Source organism: Streptococcus cuniculi (genome assembly GCF_001921845.1).
In the GTDB taxonomy this organism is placed as follows: domain Bacteria; phylum Bacillota; class Bacilli; order Lactobacillales; family Streptococcaceae; genus Streptococcus; species Streptococcus cuniculi.
In genome coordinates this window covers 1-19434 of record NZ_MSJM01000002.1, presented here as the reverse complement: position 1 = coordinate 19434, position 19434 = coordinate 1, and the positions used below count along the sequence as shown (strand labels likewise).

The window sequence follows — 19434 nt, the reverse complement described above, 5'->3', positions numbered from 1 at the left end:
GAGATTGTTATACTAAACGCTGAACATGAAGGACGATATACATTTTTTCGCCTTCGTTTGGACTGATCCCTAATTCAGTGGCGATCATATCATGGATACGTGATCCCAATTCATAGGCTTTAGGATAGGCAAGTTGCATGGTTGCTGCCATCTGATCTAAAGATGAAGTTCCGCTATGCTCCTTGTCTGAATAGCGGATAAAGTAGGTCAAATGAACCATCAAACGATCGTAGAACTTGCTATTTTCCTTCGTCCTCAAAATCCCATTTGCCGCTAATTCTTTTTCAACCAAGGATAGGACCAGCTGAAGCGTCTCAACTTTCAAGACCTGCTCTTCTGCTTTTTCCCCCTTAGCATTGATAAAATGTAGGGCAATTCGTCCGACTTCATCTTCTGGGAAGTCCTGTAGCAGTTTTTGGCGAAAAATAACCAAGGCATCTGTCGCCATCTGATGTTCAATCGGATACTCTTGTAGCATACTGGGGAGCTTGCTTTCTTGATAGGTTTGGTCCAAAACAGCCTTATAGGCACAATAAATATGAGTTGTTAAGGTCACATAGATATAGTCTTGTATCGGATAATCATATTGATGCGATAACTGATCAATCACCTGATAGGTCACCGTAATAAAGTCTAGCGGCACATCTTTCAATAGCATGAAGAAATGGTCTTTGGATTCCGAACTTTTGAGAGAAAAGACCTTTTCAATTTTTTGAGCATTGACCAGATCCCCTTTTTTCTTTTGAAAGGCGACCCCCATTCCCATCACAACTGACTGCTCTCCCTGTTCATTTTTAACTAAAGCTGCATTGTTATTTAAAGACTGTACAATACGATACATCTAAAGAATAATCTCCTTTATCTTTTTAAATACAAAAGACCACAAATGAGCTAAGGAAGTCTTCTCCCTTATTCATCTGCGGTCTTGCCTAATTTTCTTAGTTACAATCCACTCTATACAAACTACTGAAACAATTATATCACGAAACAATTTTCTTGTAAACCTTTACAAACCGACACGTTTTTTCCAAGAAGAAGCCGTTGTAGCTAACACCTCATTCAGCGATTCAATGTTCTGACGTCCTTGGGTTCTCAACCAATTTCTAGCCGCTTCTTCGCCCTGCTCCATATAGATTTGGACAGAATCTGCCCAAGTAGCACGCCCGCACAAGACACCGTTGAAAGCTGCGCCAGATTCATGCGCGAATTTCAAGGTTTCTTGGAAAAGGCTGGCAGATACACCCGCACTCAAATAGATATAAGGTAGAGGAGTTGCTGCATCTTGTTGCTTGAAATAAGCCGCTGCTTCTTCTTTTGTGTACACCGTGTCATTTCCTTGCGCAAATCCCTCTACATAGGCCATATTGACTGGCACTTCTACTTTCAATACATCGACTCCGAAGGCCTTATCTGAGAACACTCTCATGGCTTCGATGACTTTTCTTGGTTTTACTTTGGCAAATTCTGGACTGGTCGTGTCTTGAATCTGCTCATCGTAGCTCAAAATCTCTAAAAAGAAAGGCAAGCCTTCTGCGGCACATTCTGAACCCAAGCGTTCAATATAGGCATGTTTTTGCAAGTTGACGTAAGGATCGCCGTCCACATCATAGTACAAGAGGAATTTGATTGCATCTGCTCCCTCTTTTTTGAGACGTTTTACTGACCATTCAACTAGGCAGTCTGGTAAGCGACTCGTACTAGTCACATCGTATCCAGTCTTTTCATAGGCCAAAAGTAGCCCTGACTGGCTATCACGAATATGAGAAGCCGGAAGACCGTATTCTGGATCGAGCAAGATAGACGAAGAATAGGGGGTTAATTCTTCAGAGACAATACTTTTTAATAGTTCAATCTCTTCAGCTGTAGGCTCTGTATCTTGATACTTGGCCATCATTTTTTTCAGAGCACCGCGCTGGTCAAAGGCAAGAGCAGAGATAATTCCCTCTTGGTTACTGACCTTTTCCATTAGTGTATGTTTTTGATTTTCTACTGTCATCGTATATTCCACCTATCTACTTCTAGGCCTAATCGTGGTACTCACCACGGTTCCATTTTTCAATGAATTCGTCAAAGAAGGCGCTATCTGTTTGCTCTTGATTGATCGTTTCAATTTTAGCTAATTTCTCAATTAAGGCTTGATTTTCAGCCGTTGGTTGATACTCTGCTTGGATAAAGGCATCAATGATGTCGCACATCAACAATTCACCTGTCACTTTGGCACCAAAACCAATGACATTGGCATTTAACTCTGTTTTGGCGTAGAGCGCTGATGTCATATCTCTGACGAGTGCTGAACGAACACCTGGTACCTTGTTTACAGCGTTATTGATTCCAACACCTGTCCCACAGATACAGATACCCAAGTCAGCTTCACCGCTGACAACTGCTTCTCCGACTTTTTTCCCGAAGATAGGGTAGTGGGTTCTGACACTATCGTAAGTCCCACAATCTAGGACTTCATAGCCTTGATTTTTTAAATAATTGACCACTGCGATTTTTTCGTAGGTTACAATATGATCGCATCCAACTGCAATTTTCATCTTTTTCTCCTCTTTCTAACACATTTTATTCAGCATATCGACACGGATTTGGTGGCGACCACCGTCATAGACACCTTCTACAAATCCTTTCACGATATTTTTTGCCAAACCTTCCCCAACAATCTCGCTACCGAGGGTAATGATACGAGAATTATTGTGACCACGTGTCATGTAGGCAGAGCGCTCATCTGAGACTTCTGCTGCAATCATGCCTTTGATTTTTGTTGCTGTCATAAACGAACCAACACCATAAGCATCGATTGCAATGCCGAGATTGCCCTCTTGTCTATTCACTTCTTGTGCAATCGCTAAAGTGGTATCGACAAAGTCCTTGCCACTGCTCACATCAAGCACTGAGTAGCCTAGTTCAACAAGAAAATGATGAAGAACGTTTTTGAGTTTTTCTCCTGCTGGATCAGCACCGATAATAATTGTCATTGTTTTCTCCTTGTGTGTCTTGTTTCGTTTTCCGGAAAAAAATGTTTTGCAAAACAGTTAAAAGCAGTTCGCTTTTATGTTTGTATTATACACAAAACCCAACACCAAGTCAACATATTTTGTTCGATTTTTGTTGAGAAATGCGACAAAAAAACAGCAGATTTTTTTAAATCGCTGTTTTTCAAACATTATTCACTAATCACTTCTGTATAGGCTGTCAAATAGCGGTACTGCTCTTCGTCTGTCAAGTGATCACTAATCACTGCGGTGACATCTTTTAATTGGCAAAACGTGGTAAAATCTTCTTTACCGATTTTACTAGCATCAATCAGCAGATATTTCTCTAAGGAATGCTTCAAGGCGAGCTGCTGAGTGTAGGCTTCTGTCAGAGTAGAGGTCATGATGTCATTACCTTTGACCGCATTGCCGCTAAAAAACATCTTACTAAAGTGCATCTTTTCTAGGACTGTATTGGTCATCTCTCCCACAAAGGATTCGGTCACTTGGCGCCATTCACCGCCAAGAAGAAAGACCTGAAAATCTTCTGATTTCTTCTGAGATAAGATGGTAAAAATAGGGAGACAATTGGTAATCACTGTGAGTTTCGAATTGCTAATAGCCTCTGCAAGACAGGCAACAGTTGTACCTGGCCCCAAGAAAATCGTATCACCATCTTCGATCAGACCGGCTGCTGTTGCAGCAATAGCTCGCTTGGTTTCAATATTTTGAACATGCTTTTCTGAATGAGAAAATTCCCTCAACTGAAAGGCTTTGTTGCTTCTCGCGCCACCATGAATCTTGGTTAACACTCCCTTGTGTTCCAGCTCGCTGAAGTCTCTTCGGACAGTCATGTCCGTCACATTTAGCAAATCGACAATCTCTGAAATGCGGATGGTTCCTCTTTTATGAACCAATCGTGTAATTTCTTCCAACCGTTCCTGCTTGTTCATCTCTTACCCCTTTTTCATTTTTCTAACTGTATTATACCAAATTTTGATGAAAATGTTGAAAAAAACAACATAGAGTGTTTGATTGGGGAGAAATCAAAAGGATGTACGACTTCTAGACTATCCTTGCAAGATACAAAAAAGCTGGCACAAAGTCCAGCCTATTTGCTTGCGTTAGAAATGAGATTATGAAACTGCTTTTGAGTCTGCAAGTTCTTGTTCTTCTTTCAACAGTTTATTATCATAAGCTTTGAAGAATGGGAACCAGATGGCACCTGCTGCCAAGACACAGACAATCGCAAGGATTCCTGCTTTAATATCTCCACCAGCTCCGATAAAGGCACCAAATCCTGCTGGAGTTGGCCATGGTGTTTGTACAATAGCTTTACCTGCAAATCCAACTTGAATTCCTAGGTAGGCAATGGTTGTAGATGCCAATGGTGCAAGTAGGAACGGAAGTGCCAAATTCGGGTTATATACAATCGGAAGACCGAAGATAATTGGCTCGTTGATATTGAAAATTGCAGGACCTAATGAAGCACGGCCTAATAGTTTCAACTGTTCTGAACGTGCTGTAAACGCCATAAGCAAGGCAAGAACAAGAGTTGCTCCAGAACCTCCGACAGTAACGTAGGCATTAGTAAACTCACCGGCAGCGATAAAGAATTTTCCATCAACGTTTGAAGCCATGTTAGCCAATAAGATAGGGTTTACAAGTCCCATAACGATGTTGGCACCATGGATACCTACCAACCACAAGGCATGGACGAGGAAGTAAATGAGTAAGAGTCCAGGTAGCGTATTGGTAATCTGAGTTACAAAACCAAATGGAATGGCAACCACTTTATAGATGTCTGTCCCTAGTGAGATAAAGACAAGTTGAATCAATAGAACAGCAACAGCTACAATAAAGGCTGGAATAAGCGCTGTAAATGAACGAGATACTCCTTCTGGAACTGCTTCTGGCATTTTCACGACCCAGTTATTTTTCACGCAGAGACGATAGAGTTGAACTGCAAGAATAGACATCAAAATCGCTGTAAAAAGCCCTGAAGTAGAAAGTCGAGCCAAGCTATCGCCACCGACAGTCCAGCCACCGATTGTTGTATCACCCGTAACAGTTGCCATCATTCCGTCTTTCCAGATGATTTCTGGAATAGTCATGAAGAAAGCAAAGACGGATAAAAGACCACCATTTAGCGGATTTAGGTTCAATTCTTCTTCTTCGGCATAAATCTTCGTATATTCATAACCAATAATCAGAGCAAAGTAGAGAGATAGAATCCCCATTGAACACTTATAGGCAAAGATTGTCAAGGCTACAAATTTATCAAACGACGCTGCCCAAATCCCTGCTAGGATTGGAAAGGCTTGTGGCAATACGCCAAGTACCAAGAAGGCTGACCCTACAATTGTCAGCGGGATAGAAGCCGTTCCGGCTGCTACAATGGCCCGGACTGGGCGGAAAGTTGATACCTTCGCCATGGGACCCATGATATATTTTTCTAAAAATCCAAACATTTTAGCATCTCCTCCTTTTTATAGTTTTTTAAAATGTTGGTAAGTTAAGTAATGGACGATAAGTAGGTCTTAATCCGCAGGAACTGCTTGTCCTGTTTTGCTTCAATACGCTTGAGGCGGAATAAAATCCCGATAACGCCCAGGCTAGCTAACAGATGACCACCAATAATGATTGCCAAACTGGTTACTGAGGTTCGAAATAGCGGGAAAAGCAAACTAGATTGTTGCGCAAGACACAGGGCAATCACTAAAAAATTCGTCCCGAGCACGACCTTATAAAATGAGATTGTCACTTTTGGTGACGGTTGTTCACGGGTGTACATTTTCGCCATTTCCCACATAGAAAGTCCACTAAAGAGAAGCAAGGCTAAAGGAAGCACCATTATGTAAAAGGGCGACTTGCCCAGATACAACATCAGTGTCCAATAGAGATAAAGAAACAAGGACAAGGCAGTTGCATAGCGGACGAGTAGGTAGCGGTTATAATACAAACTCGTGATTGCATGTTCTCTTCTGCGTTGTTCCAATTCTTGTTTTTCTTTTTCAGTCATATGAACCTTTCTAACCTTGAATTAGTCTCCTACTTTTTTATAGAGTTCTAACATTTCAAGGGCTACTTCTCGTAATGTCATAGAGGTCATCAAATGATCCTGCGCGTGTACCATGATAATCTCAATTTTAATCTCGGTACCATTTGCATACTCATGTAATAGCTTGGTTTGCGCTTGGTGAGCCAATAATAATTCGTCATTGGCTTGAGCTAGTTTTTCAGCCGCCTGTTCATAGTCACCGTTTCGCATATCTGCAAAACTCTCATGAACAATCGTTCTCGCATTGCCGCTATTTAAAATAATTTCAAAGGCAGCAACCTGCAATGCTTCTGTATCCATAAACTATTTTTCTCCTATCGATAAAAAGATTTTCTTGAAGTCATCAAATGATGCACATTTGACTAATTCACGTTGTATGTTAGGTTTATCCACCAAGTTGACAATTAATTTAGTAAGATGTTCCAGTCCTTCATTACCATAGACAGATAAAGAGGGCAGGAAAACCAATTGAATGGCTGGATAGTCTGTACTCCAATACATCCCCTCTTTGACGATAGCAACAGCCATTCGATGATGGTGCCCAATCGGTTGAATAGGATGCGGGACTGCAATGTGTTCACTAAACACGACTGTACTCATACTCTCACGTTGCTCAATCAACTTTTTAAAAGTAAGAGCATAATGCTCATCTTCTTGGTACGAAAGAGCCTCGACTAGTTCTTGCAACAAACTCTCTTTGTCAATCTTCTCGTACACAAAGAAATAGTTTGGTGAGAGATATTCGTCAAACAAGGCTTCGTACTGCTGGGACGAAATGGTTTGAGTCAGAGGATGACCTGCTCTTTCACCGCCTAGTTCTTTAATGGCCTGCTGAATCATCCGAACTTCTTCATCCTTGAAAAAGACAGACACCGTATAGACTGGAATCGTAAAGATATTCTTTGAGAGATCAATAGAAGAGATGATAAAATCAATATTCTCCAAAATCTTATCATTGATGTCATAGTAGCCGATGACGTCTACAATGGATACGGCATCACCAAGCTCCTTTTCAATACGATTTCTCAGCAGCTGTGCACTGCCATAACCTGTTGCACAAATGACCAAAATGTTGTATTTAGGTTTGCGATTTTCTTTTAAACGCTCAGAAGACGCTAGAAAATGGAGAGCGATATAGGCCAATTCGTCATCTGATAAAGTATAGGAGCAAAAGCTAGGCATGGAAAGCATCATCTGACGCGACATTTCAAGGCTAGCTCCATAGTCTGTTTTAATATCAGTTAACAAGGGATTTTCCAAGACAATCTCATTTTCTAGACGAATCAACAAGGTCTTGAGGTGAACAAGTAGGCTCTCGATTAATTGAAAGTCTTGTTGGAAGGCTGGGGCTAGGTCACCACCGCACTGGGCAATTGCCTCTAACAGTTCTGCCCTCACTTGTTGTTCAAAATCAATGGATACTTTTCTTCATCTTCCAAGCCGTTCCTTTTGGCAACCAAGTGAAGTGTGATATAGTCAATTTCTTCAGGAGGAATGTCCATACCAGTTGAGGCGGACACTCGCTTGAGAATTTGTTCTGCAATCTTTCGACTCTGAGAACCTCTTAAGGCCTCTACTTGCTCCACTTTGTTGATTTTGAAGCCTTCAGCAATACGACGCAGCGCGAGCGCAATATGAATGACTAGATTTTGCAAGACAAAATCTGAGAGAGTTAGCTCCCCTCTTCGACATTCCTCAAGGACAATCATCATCAATTCTTCAAAGCTGACTTTTTCATGGAAGAGCTGACTGTCCACATATTGGTATAAGGTATTAGCAAAGATATTTCCAAAAAAGTAGTCCATAATGAAACGTCTCTTGTTACGCTCTGTTCCAGAAATGTAGACTCCCTTATTGGCCTTACTTTCAACCTTCAACTCATAGGGCTGTAATTGCTGGCGAATCTTTTTGAAATCGTTTGATAGGGTTGACCTACTGACAAAAAATTCCTCCACCAAATCATCAAAATAGACATCGTTTTGTTCAAATAATAATTTGTTGAGAATGTAGGACTGTCGCTCATCGATGGCTAGTTTTGGTTCATGGTCAAATTGGCTCTTTTCCAATTGAGCCTCTTCCAAAAACGTTTGAAATTGATGATAATCACTCACCGTCAAACAGTAGCCCTGCCCCTGCTTTGCCACCAAATCAACTCCTGGATAATCAGCTAAAACAGCTGCAATCGTCTTGTAGTAGGTCCGTACAGTCCTATCTGAACACTCCAAGTAGGCAGCAATATCACGGCTCGTCACAAACCTTTCTTTGTGCTTTATCAAATAAAAAAGTAATAATTTTTCTTTCGGTTGGAACAATGGCGCCTCCCGTCTAATCTGAATCCTTGGTACTGTTTCAAAGGACTACAAAAATGGATTATTTTCTTTCTATATTAGATATGTTCTTTGACCAAGGCTGCCATTTTTTCAATTCCCATTGGGATTGGAATATAGGCTTGTGGTGGAATTTGAACAACTGGTTTGTTAAATTTCGCAGCTGCATCCGCCAACTGGTTGAAGTTCATTTTTGTTTGTGGGCTAACGAGATACAGGTCAAACTTATCTGCTTGAATTTCTCGTGTTCCTTCTGGAACACCACGCGCATCCATAAAAACATCCACTCCCTGCTCCTGTAAGAGAGTCATGGTTTTTTTCGCGATAAGAGATGAAGACATTCCACCTGCACAAATAATTAAAGCTGTTTTTGTCATAATAAGATTCCTCTTCTATAATTTGATAATGTAACTGCTTACATTCCGATTATAAGATAAGAACAAAAGTTTGTACATGTAGATTTTTTCCGTATTGATTAGGAAATGAATTGCATGCTCCTATTTAAAAAGGGAGTAAGAGCCAGAAGATTGACGAAATCTTCTGAACTCCTACTCCCATTTATTATCTCATAACGATGACAATTGCACTAGAGATTTTTGAATCTTATTCTTTATCTTATAGTTGTTCACCGTTACTTGCGATGACTTGTTTGTACCAGTCATACGAATCTTTTTTGGAACGTTCCAGCGTACCATTGCCTTCATTGTCACGATCTACATAGATGAAGCCGTAGCGTTTTTTCATCTCCCCAGTTGTAAAGGACACACAGTCTATACAGCCCCAAGGAGTATAACCCCACAGTTCTACGCCGTCTTCATTGATAGCTTTTTCCATTTCTTGAATATGGCTGCGCAGATAATCGATGCGGTATCCGTCATGAACGAATCCATCTTCTTCCTTGACATCAATCGCACCAAATCCGTTTTCTACGATAAAGAGTGGCTTTTCATAGCGTTCGTAGAAAGCATTGAGCGCATAGCGCAAGCCAACAGGGTCAATCGCCCAGCCCCAGTCAGAAGCCTTAATGAAAGGATTGACCACACTATAAGGATTGGAAGCCTCGATTGCTTCTGAGACATTGCTCTGCTCTTTCTGAGAATCGACAACATTACTCATATAGTAACTAAAGCCAATATAGTCAACTGTTCCTGCAGCTAAGACTGCCTTATCTTCTTCGGTAATCGGAATCTGGAAGCCCTTGCGTTCAAACATCTTGAGGGCATAAGCTGGGTAGTGACCACGTACTTGCACATCACAGAAGAACCAGCGGTCATGCATGGCTTGATTTGCCAAGAGAATATCTTCTGGTCGGCATGAATAAGGATAAATCGGCACCATGGCAATCATATTCCCAATTTGGAATTCCGGATTGATTTGTTTCCCAATTGCTACTGCTTTTGCGGATGCAACAAGAGTATGGTGACCACAGATATACATAGCCTCTTCAGGATTTTCATAATCGTTAAAATGAGCCCCTGAATTAGTCCAACCAAAAATGTCATTGTGGTAGTTCATCTGATTATTGATTTCATTAAAGGTCATCCAGTATTTGACCTTGTTCTTGTAGCGTTTGAAGACCACTTCTGCAAACTTGACAAATTGGTCGACCGTATCACGGCTCATAAAGCCGCCATTTTTCTTAGCCAGCTCGTACGGCATCTCAAAATGCGATAGAGTAATGACTGGCTCAATTCCATATTTGAGGAGTTCGTCAAAGACATCGTCATAGAATTGCAATCCTTCTTCGTCAGGCGTTGTTTCAAATCCTGTCGGAAAAATACGGGACCAAGCAATCGAGGTTCGGAAACACTTGAAGCCCATGTCTGCAAACATAGCGATATCTTCCTTGTAACGATGATAAAAATCAATTCCTACATGGTTAGGATAATAATAGCCTTCAACGACACCGTCTGTAATCTTACGTGGTACACCATGGGCACCCGCTGTCATCACATCAGCTACACTGAGTCCCTTCGTTGTCTCAAGAACTCCGCCTTCAAATTGATGGGCTGCCAAAGCACCGCCCCAGAGGAAATTTTTTGGAAAAGTCATTTGTTACTCCTTCTATCTCATCTTGGCTGTCTGTCAAGCACTAGAGTGCTTCCTAAACATCCATTATAAGTTCGTTCAACACTATACTTATTTCTTTTTATTGACAATTTTAGCTTACCATTTGTTATAATGGTTTTAAATGACATTTCATCAACTTGGAACAGTGTTCTCAAAATTCATAAAAAATCATCGAAAAATAAAGAACATCGTTTCAAACGATAAAACCAACTCAAGAAAGGAAACTCATGCTACTGATTGAAAAAATCGAATACCAAACATTTTCCAACAGTGAACAAGCGGTGATTGACTACATTTTAGACAAGAAATTAAACATTGAACATCAAACAACAGCAGAGATTGCAAGCGCCACATTCTCATCTAAATCTACTCTTGTCAGAACCGCTCAAAAATTAGGATTTTCAGGCTGGCAAGAGTTTAAAGTAGCTTTCATAAAAGAACTGACCTACCTCAATCGCACAATTTCACAAATCAATGCCAATATTCCATTTCAAAAGAGCGATAATATCCAAGAAATTAGTCACCAGCTAGCAACGTTAAAAAAAGAAGCCATTGACGATACTCAATCACTCCTTTCCTATAAAACCCTAAACAAAGCGATTCGGACTCTTGCTGAGTCGCAAACAATCCATGTCTTTGCAACGAGCAATAATAATCTGCTCCCGCTCACCTTCCAACAAAAAATGAGCCGTATTCGTAAAGATGTCCGTGTCCATTCGTTAGCTGGGGAACAATACTTCGATGCCTATCAAGCCTTTCCTAACTCCTGTGCTCTTCTGATTTCCTATTCGGGCGAGACTACCTCATTGCTCCGAATTGCAACGATTTTACATCGCCGCAACATCCCCATCATCCTACTTACTAGTATTGGAGAAAGTTCGATTTCTCGCTTAACTGATTGCCGCTTGTTTATTTCGACCAAAGAAAAGCTCTACTCGAAAATCGCAACCTTTACGACCGATGAGTCGATTCTGTATTTGCTAGACCTGCTCTACTCAGGCATTTTTGCCCTCAATTACGACGAAAATCTTTCATTTAAAATCGAGGCCGCTTCTTATATTGAAGCCAATCGTCAGGCCTCTTCAAAAATTATGGAAGAAACACGGAGCGAGTAAAGAGAACGATAGAATGATCATGTACCACCAAATAGGCTGGTGCTTTACTTTTGAGAATAATGAAGTGGTCTACAATCAAAACGATACATTGGCGGCATCAAAGAAGTTAATGCCCAAATCGAGCGCTTTTTTGATAATGGCATGTGATTTTTCTTCATCAAGAAGCCAGCCAGAATGAAAGCCAAGGCTAGAATCGCCAAAACTCATGCAAGCAAGACATCATTTTGACACTTCAAGACCTGTATTTCCCAATTTTGTGTATTCCATCAGCGACCTCCACTAGTTTATAAGTTTACATCCTTCTATTCTAGATTTTAGAGTACACTCTAAGTCAAGCCAAAATAGGCAAAATTCTGTATTATTTAATGGCCTCTAAATAGTCAACATCCCTCACAGGTTCTAACCACTCAGTGCTCGTGTTTTCTCCTGCTACTTCCATTGCTAGATGAGAAAACCACGAATCTGGAGCAGCACCATGCCAATGTTTGACATTTGCAGGAATATTGATGACTGTACCTGGCATCATTTCTACTGGTTCTTTTCCCCACTCTTGATAGCAGCCTTTTCCACCTACACACACCAAGATTTGTCCTCCGCCTGTTGAGGCATGGTGGATATGCCAGTTGTTTCGACAAGATGGCTCAAATGTAACGTTATAGATAGCAACTTGATGCTGTGAAAGGGGCGCTAGAAAACTCTGCCCGCTAAAATACTGGGCATAAGCATCATTTGGCTGACCAATTGGGAAAAAGAGTGATGCTTCATAGGCATCTTTTGCTGTATTTTTCGAGTCGTTTTCCTGCCAAATCTCTTTTGCTAAGCGAAAAACAGCCCATGCTTTTGGCCAACCCACATACATGGCCACGTGAGTAATGATAGCCGCAGCTTCTTCTCTTGAAACGCCTTGTTTCTTCATATTTTCCAAATGGTAAAGGAGTGAAGTATCTGTAATCCCTGAAGCCATCAGGGATACAACTGTAATCATAGACCGAGTTTTTAAGTCAAGTGCATCATCATTCCATACTTTACCAAATAAAATATCGTCATTTAGATAGGCAAACAGAGGAGCAAAGTCCCCAAGCATATCTCTTCCAGCTGTTTGTACTATTTTTTCTGCCATGATAAAATCCTCCTGTAACGTACATAGTCGATGTCAGTTGTCTGATTGTTTTATGCTTCTTCTTTTAAGACAAATGCTTGACCAACATTTAGGGCATGAACTCTTTCTGGATTGACCACGTCTTTTAACAATCTTTCTGGATTGCCATTAAACGGTGTCCAATCCGCTGCATCAACACTTCCCCAATGAATGCAAATAAGCTCTGAATTTGGATAAGTATTGGCCAATTTAACCGCACCATCATAGGTAATATGCCAGTCATTATCACTAAAATCAAACAAAATCACATCTGGCTCAGGCATCGTTAAATGCTCTGAAAGCAGTCGAGAATCACTTGGTAGCCAAATGGTTCCATCTGGTGTTTCCATCCAGTAACCAACATATTCCTCTTCTTTCCATTCGCGGTAATTGTATTTCTCCAACTCACTCTGCCAGTTATGCTTGGTTGGGGTCGGAGTAACCTTGATATCCTCAATGGAGAAGGGCTCATTCAGCAAACAAGTCTGTGTCGGGTATCCTTTTTCCGTCATAACATCTGAAACATAAGGCGGTGCGTAATAAGCCTTTGTCACATGCTTGATATTTTCCAATGTTTCAAAATTCAAGTGATCCCCATCAATATGACTAATCAGCAAGGCATCAGCTCTAGGAATATCCTTGCTATTGATAGGCATATCAATCAAAAGAGGCATATCAAATCCATCTAGAAGAGGATCGATTAAAATGACTCGTCCTCGACTGTTAATGAGAATGCTGGCATTTCCCAACCAACGAATTTCCGTGTGATTGAGTTGTTCAAAAGCCGTTTGATCAATGGCTTCTGTCGTAAATGGCATCGCTTGGCCATTTTTACTAAATGAAATTTTCATAGAATGCTCCTTTATTTGTATTTTTTCGAAACGTAAAAAGCAATAACTAAGCTGAACGTACTTGCTATCAGTAAAATAAGTAGCAAGAAAAGGGCAGAAAGATAGCTGGACGTGAAATCATAAATATAACCAATGGCTGAAAAAGCGAGAGCTGCACCTACATTTCCTGCAAATGAAATAATTGGAAATATTTTAACATAGTTCTTGTCTCCAAAAATTTCGCGTGTTACAAGAGCAATAGAAACGCTACCCAGCCCATAACATGAACCGAAAAAGAAAGCCGCAACCAGTAATAAGAAAGATGAGTACCCTTGAATTAACAATATAGTTCCTATCAGGGTAATGACAAGCAAAATAAGAGTAGCTTTCAACGGACCAAGAAAATCACTGAGTGCTCCGATGATTAACTTTGAGATAATGTTCCCTAACATTCCCATCGAAAGAAGGCCAGCTCCTAAAGTCACTGACAAACCAATGCTTTCAGCGTAGCCAGGTAGGTGCTGAGTCATACTAGAAACAAACCCTATCATAATGGCAAATAGCAATACCCCACATAAATGAATACCTATAGCTCTGCTCGTTTCTCGAACAGTTTCCTCTTCAGATTTCTGTATACCGCCATAAGCTTTAAGCCCCTCATCTTGAGGTCTGATTGTAAAAGAATAGAGTATGGCAGGCAAACAAAGTAGAAGAATGAGTGCTGCTTCTGCCACATAGGCTCCCCTCCAACCAATGTGAACAATCAACTGGGAAAAAACAGGCGAAAAAACTGCACCCATAATTCCAGAAAATCCTAAAGCAACACTGGTTGCTAAGCCATTCTTTTCTATAAACCAATGATTGATAATGAGTGTTATCGTAAGAATAGAAAACATCCCCGTTGAAAATCCCCGAAGGGCACCCAAGAAATAAAACTGCCAAAGCTGATGAGAGACTGCCATTAGTCCAGTTCCTAGAACAGCTATTAAAACTGCAATTGATAAAAATCGTTTAAACGGAAATGTATTGATCAACATCGGAACAAATAGCGCGCTGACCGCGGTTACCAAGGAAAATATCGTCATATGAAACGAGAATGCTCCTCGTAAAATACCCAAATCTTCTGAAACAATTGAGTAAAAAACTCCTGAGGTATTGATTGAAATCCCAATAGCTGCTGCAGCAAGGCCACATAAAACAGCTAATACTTTCCATGATTTATGGCAGTTAGGCATATTTTCCCCTCCTATCTTTATTCTAACACCTCACCATTACTAGCAATGACTTTTTTATACCAATAATAAGATTTTTTCGGAATCCGTCTTAAACTTCCTTTTCCTTTGTCATCACGGTCTACATAGATAAAACCATAGCGTTTACTCATCTGACCAGTTGAGGCTGCTGTAACATCCAGTATTCCCCATGTCGTATATCCCATCAACTCAACCCCATCAATCTCCACGGCATCCTTAAATGCCTCAATATGCTGGCGAGTATAGTCTATGCGGTAATCATCCTCTACATAGCCATCTTCATTAGGATTATCAGATGCCCCTAAACCATTTTCAACGATAAACAGTGGTTTCTGATAGCGATTATAAAGCATATTAAGAGATGAGCGCAAACCAAGTGGATCAATCTGCCAGCCCCATTCTGTCGATGCCAAATTCGGATTTTTAATTGATTTGAAGAGGTTGCCTGTAGTTCTTGTATAATCCTCATCATATCCTGAAACTGTGCGAGAACAATAATAAGAGAAGGATACAAAGTCAACGGTATTATCCCTCAAAATCTGCTCATCCTTAGTATTCATCTGAATGTGTATACCTTCCCGTTCAAATTTTTTCAAGGCATATCGAGGATAATAACCACGCGCCTGAACATCAATAAAGAAATATTCGCCATTATCACGGTGAATAGCTTCCAAATAATCTTTAGGGCGACAGGTATAAGGATAGTGACTTCCACCTGCTAGCATACAACCAACTAGATTATGTTCATCAATCTCGTGGGCAATTTTTGTCGCAAGCGCAGATGAGACTAATTGGTGATGAGCTGCCTGATATTTTAATTCTTCAACATTATCACTTTCTTCAAAGGTCAACCCTCCGCCAACAAAGGGCTGATGGAGTAGAATATTGATTTCGTTGATTGTCAACCAATGGTTAACCAAACCTTTGTATCTAGAGAATACCGTTGTCGCATAATTCACATACGCATCTACCATTCGACGGTCACGCCAACCACCATATTTTTTTATTAAAGCAACTGGTACATCAAAATGTGCCAAAGTAACTAAAGGCTTTATTCCATGTTTTTTTAGTTCTTTAAAGATTCTTTCATAGAAAAGGAGTCCTTCTTCGTTTGGATTCTCATCATCGCCATTTGGAAAAATACGTGTCCAAGAGAGTGACATCCGATAGACTTTCAATCCCATTTGAGCCAGTAGTTGTATGTCATCTATATAATGATGATACATATCAATAGCTACTTCACTCGGATAAAAATAATCTGACCGTCTCTCCAAATTATTCAATGTTCCAAAAGCAATTGCCTTTCGGTCGTTCCCGCTAGGCATTAAATCTGTATTCGTTAAGCCACGACCTCCTTCAAGTATACCACCTTCTGCTTGATTTGCAGCAGTTGCTCCTCCCCACAAAAAATCTTTAGGCAATGCCATCTTATTACTTCCTTTCTAGATACTCATTAGAATTCCTCTAACAGTTACGATAGAGAAGATTTTATCGCTTCATTTTTTAGATGTGTACACTCAAAGCTGGTTCTCCATTTGGAGTATCTCCTTCTTTTAGCAATTCAATTTCTGAATAATGATTTGTATTGGTCACCACAATCGGAATTTGTGTTCCAAATCCTGCTTCTTTCATTTTATCAAGTTCAAAGCTAACCAATTTTTGTCCTGAAACAATGCAATCTCCCTCTGAAACATAGGTCTCAAAGAATCTACCATTTAATTCAACAGTATTCAATCCGATATGAATAAGTAATTCTACACCACTATCAGATACAAGTCCGATTGCATGCTTCGTTGGAAATACTGTCACAACCTTACCACTAAATGGGGCTGTTACCAATTCACCAATCGGTTCTACTGCGAATCCTTTCCCCAAAGCCTCAGAAGCAAAAACAGCATCATCTACATTAGTAAGAGGAATAACGGTACCTTCAATTGGATTCAATACAATCTCATCTTTTACAGTAATTGCTTTTTCTGGAACTTCACTAACAACATCGTCTTTTTCAAAACGGAATGATAAGAAATACGTTATGATAGCAGTAGATATAACAGTAATCATCATGGCAATGATGATATTGATGAAAAATTCCATCGTATCATCACCAATATAAAGGAGCACTGCTGGTAGTCCTGATGAACCTGTTGCAAAGCGATGAACACCCATAATTCCTGCATAGAGACCGCCTAACCCACCACCAATCATAGAAGCATAGAGTGGATATTTTTTCGGAAGGCTTACACCATACAAAATAGGTTCAGTAATTCCCATATAACCAGTGATAGCACCTGATGTCGCAAGCTGTTTCATCTTTTTATCTTTTGTTCTATAAGCAACAACTGCAGAGGCTGTTGCTTGAGCCATATTAGAACAAAGTGCACCAGGTCCAAAAATACTATCATACCCCAATTGTGCCATCTGCATGACACCAAGCGGCGCAATCCCATTATGGATACCAAACATCACCATGACAGGAAGTAAGCTACCGATTAGAACAGCAGGTAACCAACTGATATTTTCTGCCAAATACGTAAACACAACCGCTAATCCCTGGCCAAGCAGAGCACCAATTGGTCCTAAAACTGAAAACGCTAGTGTTCCCATAACTAAGAAAGTTAGCATTGGAACAAAGACTAGTTCAACTGACTTTGGAATCATTCGATTAAAGAATTTTTCAATATACGATTGAACAAACACAACAATAATGGCCGGAATGACCGATGAAGTATAAGTCGCTAGTGTAAATGGTACAATTCCAAAAAATCGAACGGGTTCACCTGTTGCAACAAAATTTATCCAATTTGGATGTAGCATCATAGCAACAACACCTGTAGCTAGAATCGGATTCGCTTTTAATTTCTGTGCAGTTGTAAATGCGAGAATGAGCGGTAGAAAATAGAATACTCCATCCGCAAAAGTGTTCAACATAACATAGGTCTGCGAAGTGTTTTCGATGATCTTAAAGACCATCAAAAGCGCTAGAACTGCCTTAACCATACCTGCACCAGATAAGGCTGGGATAACTGGCTGAAAAGCACCGGCAATGAAATCAATAATCCGTTGAATAATGGGCGTGTTTTCTTCTGATGCTCCCATTTCAGTCTTCGCTTGAATAAGTGGTGAAATTTCTTCGTAAACATCCTTAACATGTGTACCAATCACTACTTGGTGAACACCTGCATTTACGATATACATACTCACACCGTCAAGATTTTCTAGTTCGACTTTCTGTACCTTAGAAGAATCTTCTAGCTTAAACCGTAAACGAGTTTGACAGTGATAAACATCTACGACATTCTCTTTACCACCTAACAAGTCTACAATATTTTTAGCCAAATCTTGGTATTTTTTTGACATAGCTGACTCCCTTGTTCTTTTACTTTTTGAATTAAGTATAGCGCTTCAATTGGACAATTACTATCCATTTTGATAAACTTGGAATACGATTTCAAAAATAGTCATCATTCTTAGAAATTATGAAATAGAGTGAAATAAGGAGATGAAATGTTAAAGGATTTAAAACTGCTAGCTCAATCAAGACAATCTTCAAAATCTGCTATTGCCAACTGTATATTGAGCAATCTTCATCAGATAGAACAATTATCTCTAGACGACATCGCCAATGCTAGTTTCACCTCTAAGGCCAGCGTCGTTAGATTTGCCCAGTCACTTGGCTATAAAGGATGGACTGATTTTCTTCCTGCCTTATTATCTGAACGTTATTACTCAGATACTCACTATTCTGATATTGACCACAATCTTCCCTTTAATCAAGATGATGATATTGATACCATCATTCAAAAAATCGCCACTATTGAAAAAGAAAGTATACAAGATACGGCTGATAAAATGGATGCTAATCATCTTAATAGCGCTACTGAACTCATAAAAAAGGCCAAGAGAGTCGTTCTCTTTGGCCTAAGTCCCAATGAATATCTAGCTTACCTGTTTAAGCGAAAAATGCTAACAATTGGAAAAGTAATCGAGGTCAGTCACTCAGGAGAATTCGGATTGACAAGCTCTTCGCTTCAAGAGGACGATGTTGCTATCATCATTTCTTATTCAGGAAACTCACTAAGTATTGAAAGTCTCCGTTACCTTCCTGTTCTAAAAAATAATAAAGTCAAAATTATTGCCTTGACTAGTGAGAATGGAGAATTGTTACAAAAATATGCGGATATCAGTTTCATACTATGCACTAGAGAAGATAAACTTAAGAAAATCGGAAATTTTTCAACAGAAAAATCAATATCGTTTATCCTCAACACAATTTACGCAACTTATTTTAAGAAGGATTTTTTCTCAAATTATGTAAAGAAAGTTAATTTAGCTAGCAAATTGGAAGAAGACCGCTAACTTTATTCATACTACAATACTTGTTTTTATGCTATAAAATAGACATCGATTGATCAAGTTGATATTCTATATCAGCACTTTTACTCCATTATCATCCCAATAGCTCATCTGCTCAATTTCTTGGAATTTTGGATGATATTAGTCATTTATTCCCTCTATCATCTCTAGTATACTCTATTTTCGGCTCTATAATTTCTGTAGTGGGTAAACCCACCCTGGAGATTATAGGGCTTTTTGAGTATCAAAAAAGTCCCATAAGACTTATAATGAAAAGCGACCAAACTCACATTAGAAAGTAGCTTATGGAAC

The 19434-nt window shown here is 39.9% G+C and carries 17 protein-coding genes and 2 pseudogenes; 2 read left to right on the top strand and 17 right to left on the bottom strand.

What is annotated here, in order from left to right; all coding sequences use genetic code 11:
• Window positions 1-7: 7 nt before the first annotated feature.
• The 11 genes and pseudogenes from BU202_RS01760 to BU202_RS01710 form a co-directional block, all read right to left on the bottom strand.
• Complete coding sequence (locus tag BU202_RS01760) at window positions 8-841, bottom strand: PRD domain-containing protein (protein ID WP_075104093.1); 834 nt, start codon at window positions 839-841, stop codon at window positions 8-10.
• 165 nt (window positions 842-1006) lie between these two features.
• A complete protein-coding gene (gene lacD / locus BU202_RS01755; RefSeq protein WP_075104092.1) occupies window positions 1007-1996 on the bottom strand; it encodes a tagatose-bisphosphate aldolase in 990 nt (329 codons plus the stop codon).
• Between the two features lie 28 nt (window positions 1997-2024).
• Window positions 2025-2540 (bottom strand): galactose-6-phosphate isomerase subunit LacB, encoded by a 516-nt coding sequence (lacB, locus tag BU202_RS01750; RefSeq protein ID WP_075104091.1) that lies wholly within the window; start codon window positions 2538-2540, stop codon window positions 2025-2027.
• Window positions 2541-2555: 15 nt separating this feature from the next.
• The gene (lacA, locus tag BU202_RS01745) at window positions 2556-2978 is read right to left on the bottom strand and encodes a galactose-6-phosphate isomerase subunit LacA (RefSeq protein WP_075104090.1); all 423 of its coding nucleotides are present in this window, start codon (window positions 2976-2978) and stop codon (window positions 2556-2558) included.
• Between the two features lie 188 nt (window positions 2979-3166).
• Window positions 3167-3928, bottom strand: coding sequence for a DeoR/GlpR family DNA-binding transcription regulator (locus tag BU202_RS01740; protein WP_075104089.1), 762 nt, complete (start codon window positions 3926-3928; stop codon window positions 3167-3169).
• A 183-nt stretch (window positions 3929-4111) separates the two neighbouring features.
• The gene (celB, locus tag BU202_RS01735) at window positions 4112-5446 is read right to left on the bottom strand and encodes a PTS cellobiose transporter subunit IIC (protein ID WP_075104088.1); all 1335 of its coding nucleotides are present in this window, start codon (window positions 5444-5446) and stop codon (window positions 4112-4114) included.
• A gap of 44 nt (window positions 5447-5490) precedes the next feature.
• Window positions 5491-5997 carry a hypothetical protein gene (locus BU202_RS01730; protein WP_075104087.1) on the bottom strand — a complete coding sequence of 169 codons (507 nt, stop codon included), beginning with the start codon at window positions 5995-5997 and terminating at the stop codon, window positions 5491-5493.
• Between the two features lie 21 nt (window positions 5998-6018).
• On the bottom strand, window positions 6019-6336 hold the full coding sequence (locus tag BU202_RS01725; RefSeq protein ID WP_075104086.1) for a PTS cellobiose transporter subunit IIA: 318 nt from the start codon (window positions 6334-6336) through the stop codon (window positions 6019-6021).
• Between the two features lie 3 nt (window positions 6337-6339).
• A pseudogene (locus BU202_RS10730) lies at window positions 6340-8348 on the bottom strand (BglG family transcription antiterminator).
• A gap of 74 nt (window positions 8349-8422) precedes the next feature.
• The gene (locus tag BU202_RS01715) at window positions 8423-8740 is read right to left on the bottom strand and encodes a PTS cellobiose transporter subunit IIB (protein WP_075104085.1); all 318 of its coding nucleotides are present in this window, start codon (window positions 8738-8740) and stop codon (window positions 8423-8425) included.
• 238 nt (window positions 8741-8978) lie between these two features.
• Window positions 8979-10415 (bottom strand): 6-phospho-beta-glucosidase, encoded by a 1437-nt coding sequence (locus BU202_RS01710; protein WP_075104084.1) that lies wholly within the window; start codon window positions 10413-10415, stop codon window positions 8979-8981.
• Between the two features lie 245 nt (window positions 10416-10660).
• Here BU202_RS01710 and BU202_RS01705 point away from each other — a divergent pair, with 245 nt between their 5' ends.
• Window positions 10661-11548 carry a MurR/RpiR family transcriptional regulator gene (locus BU202_RS01705; protein ID WP_075104083.1) on the top strand — a complete coding sequence of 296 codons (888 nt, stop codon included), beginning with the start codon at window positions 10661-10663 and terminating at the stop codon, window positions 11546-11548.
• Window positions 11549-11635: 87 nt separating this feature from the next.
• Here BU202_RS01705 and BU202_RS01700 read toward each other — a convergent pair.
• The 6 genes and pseudogenes from BU202_RS01700 to BU202_RS01675 all read right to left on the bottom strand — a co-directional run.
• Window positions 11636-11815 (bottom strand): annotated as a pseudogene (locus BU202_RS01700) (aldo/keto reductase); the annotation flags it as partial.
• A 91-nt stretch (window positions 11816-11906) separates the two neighbouring features.
• Window positions 11907-12668 (bottom strand): carboxymuconolactone decarboxylase family protein, encoded by a 762-nt coding sequence (locus BU202_RS01695; protein WP_075104082.1) that lies wholly within the window; start codon window positions 12666-12668, stop codon window positions 11907-11909.
• Between the two features lie 50 nt (window positions 12669-12718).
• On the bottom strand, window positions 12719-13537 hold the full coding sequence (locus tag BU202_RS01690) for an MBL fold metallo-hydrolase (protein WP_075104081.1): 819 nt from the start codon (window positions 13535-13537) through the stop codon (window positions 12719-12721).
• An 11-nt stretch (window positions 13538-13548) separates the two neighbouring features.
• Complete coding sequence (locus BU202_RS01685) at window positions 13549-14751, bottom strand: MFS transporter (RefSeq protein ID WP_075104080.1); 1203 nt, start codon at window positions 14749-14751, stop codon at window positions 13549-13551.
• A gap of 17 nt (window positions 14752-14768) precedes the next feature.
• A complete protein-coding gene (locus BU202_RS01680; protein WP_075104079.1) occupies window positions 14769-16196 on the bottom strand; it encodes a 6-phospho-beta-glucosidase in 1428 nt (475 codons plus the stop codon).
• A 76-nt stretch (window positions 16197-16272) separates the two neighbouring features.
• Window positions 16273-18126, bottom strand: a complete 1854-nt coding sequence (locus BU202_RS01675) for a beta-glucoside-specific PTS transporter subunit IIABC (RefSeq protein WP_075104078.1) — start codon at window positions 18124-18126, stop codon at window positions 16273-16275.
• A gap of 147 nt (window positions 18127-18273) precedes the next feature.
• Between BU202_RS01675 and BU202_RS01670 the strand changes: the two genes are divergently transcribed.
• Window positions 18274-19125 carry a MurR/RpiR family transcriptional regulator gene (locus BU202_RS01670; protein ID WP_075104077.1) on the top strand — a complete coding sequence of 284 codons (852 nt, stop codon included), beginning with the start codon at window positions 18274-18276 and terminating at the stop codon, window positions 19123-19125.
• Window positions 19126-19434 lie beyond the last annotated feature (309 nt).

Coding starts and splice junctions, on each gene's coding strand:
- BU202_RS01760 (WP_075104093.1), bottom strand. CDS start 841: ATGTATCGTATTGTACAGTCTTTAAATAACAATGCAGCTTTAGTTAAA.
- lacD (WP_075104092.1), bottom strand. CDS start 1,996: ATGACAGTAGAAAATCAAAAACATACACTAATGGAAAAGGTCAGTAAC.
- lacB (WP_075104091.1), bottom strand. CDS start 2,540: ATGAAAATTGCAGTTGGATGCGATCATATTGTAACCTACGAAAAAATC.
- lacA (WP_075104090.1), bottom strand. CDS start 2,978: ATGACAATTATTATCGGTGCTGATCCAGCAGGAGAAAAACTCAAAAAC.
- BU202_RS01740 (WP_075104089.1), bottom strand. CDS start 3,928: ATGAACAAGCAGGAACGGTTGGAAGAAATTACACGATTGGTTCATAAA.
- celB (WP_075104088.1), bottom strand. CDS start 5,446: ATGTTTGGATTTTTAGAAAAATATATCATGGGTCCCATGGCGAAGGTA.
- BU202_RS01730 (WP_075104087.1), bottom strand. CDS start 5,997: ATGACTGAAAAAGAAAAACAAGAATTGGAACAACGCAGAAGAGAACAT.
- BU202_RS01725 (WP_075104086.1), bottom strand. CDS start 6,336: ATGGATACAGAAGCATTGCAGGTTGCTGCCTTTGAAATTATTTTAAAT.
- BU202_RS01715 (WP_075104085.1), bottom strand. CDS start 8,740: ATGACAAAAACAGCTTTAATTATTTGTGCAGGTGGAATGTCTTCATCT.
- BU202_RS01710 (WP_075104084.1), bottom strand. CDS start 10,415: ATGACTTTTCCAAAAAATTTCCTCTGGGGCGGTGCTTTGGCAGCCCAT.
- BU202_RS01705 (WP_075104083.1), top strand. CDS start 10,661: ATGCTACTGATTGAAAAAATCGAATACCAAACATTTTCCAACAGTGAA.
- BU202_RS01695 (WP_075104082.1), bottom strand. CDS start 12,668: ATGGCAGAAAAAATAGTACAAACAGCTGGAAGAGATATGCTTGGGGAC.
- BU202_RS01690 (WP_075104081.1), bottom strand. CDS start 13,537: ATGAAAATTTCATTTAGTAAAAATGGCCAAGCGATGCCATTTACGACA.
- BU202_RS01685 (WP_075104080.1), bottom strand. CDS start 14,751: ATGCCTAACTGCCATAAATCATGGAAAGTATTAGCTGTTTTATGTGGC.
- BU202_RS01680 (WP_075104079.1), bottom strand. CDS start 16,196: ATGGCATTGCCTAAAGATTTTTTGTGGGGAGGAGCAACTGCTGCAAAT.
- BU202_RS01675 (WP_075104078.1), bottom strand. CDS start 18,126: ATGTCAAAAAAATACCAAGATTTGGCTAAAAATATTGTAGACTTGTTA.
- BU202_RS01670 (WP_075104077.1), top strand. CDS start 18,274: ATGTTAAAGGATTTAAAACTGCTAGCTCAATCAAGACAATCTTCAAAA.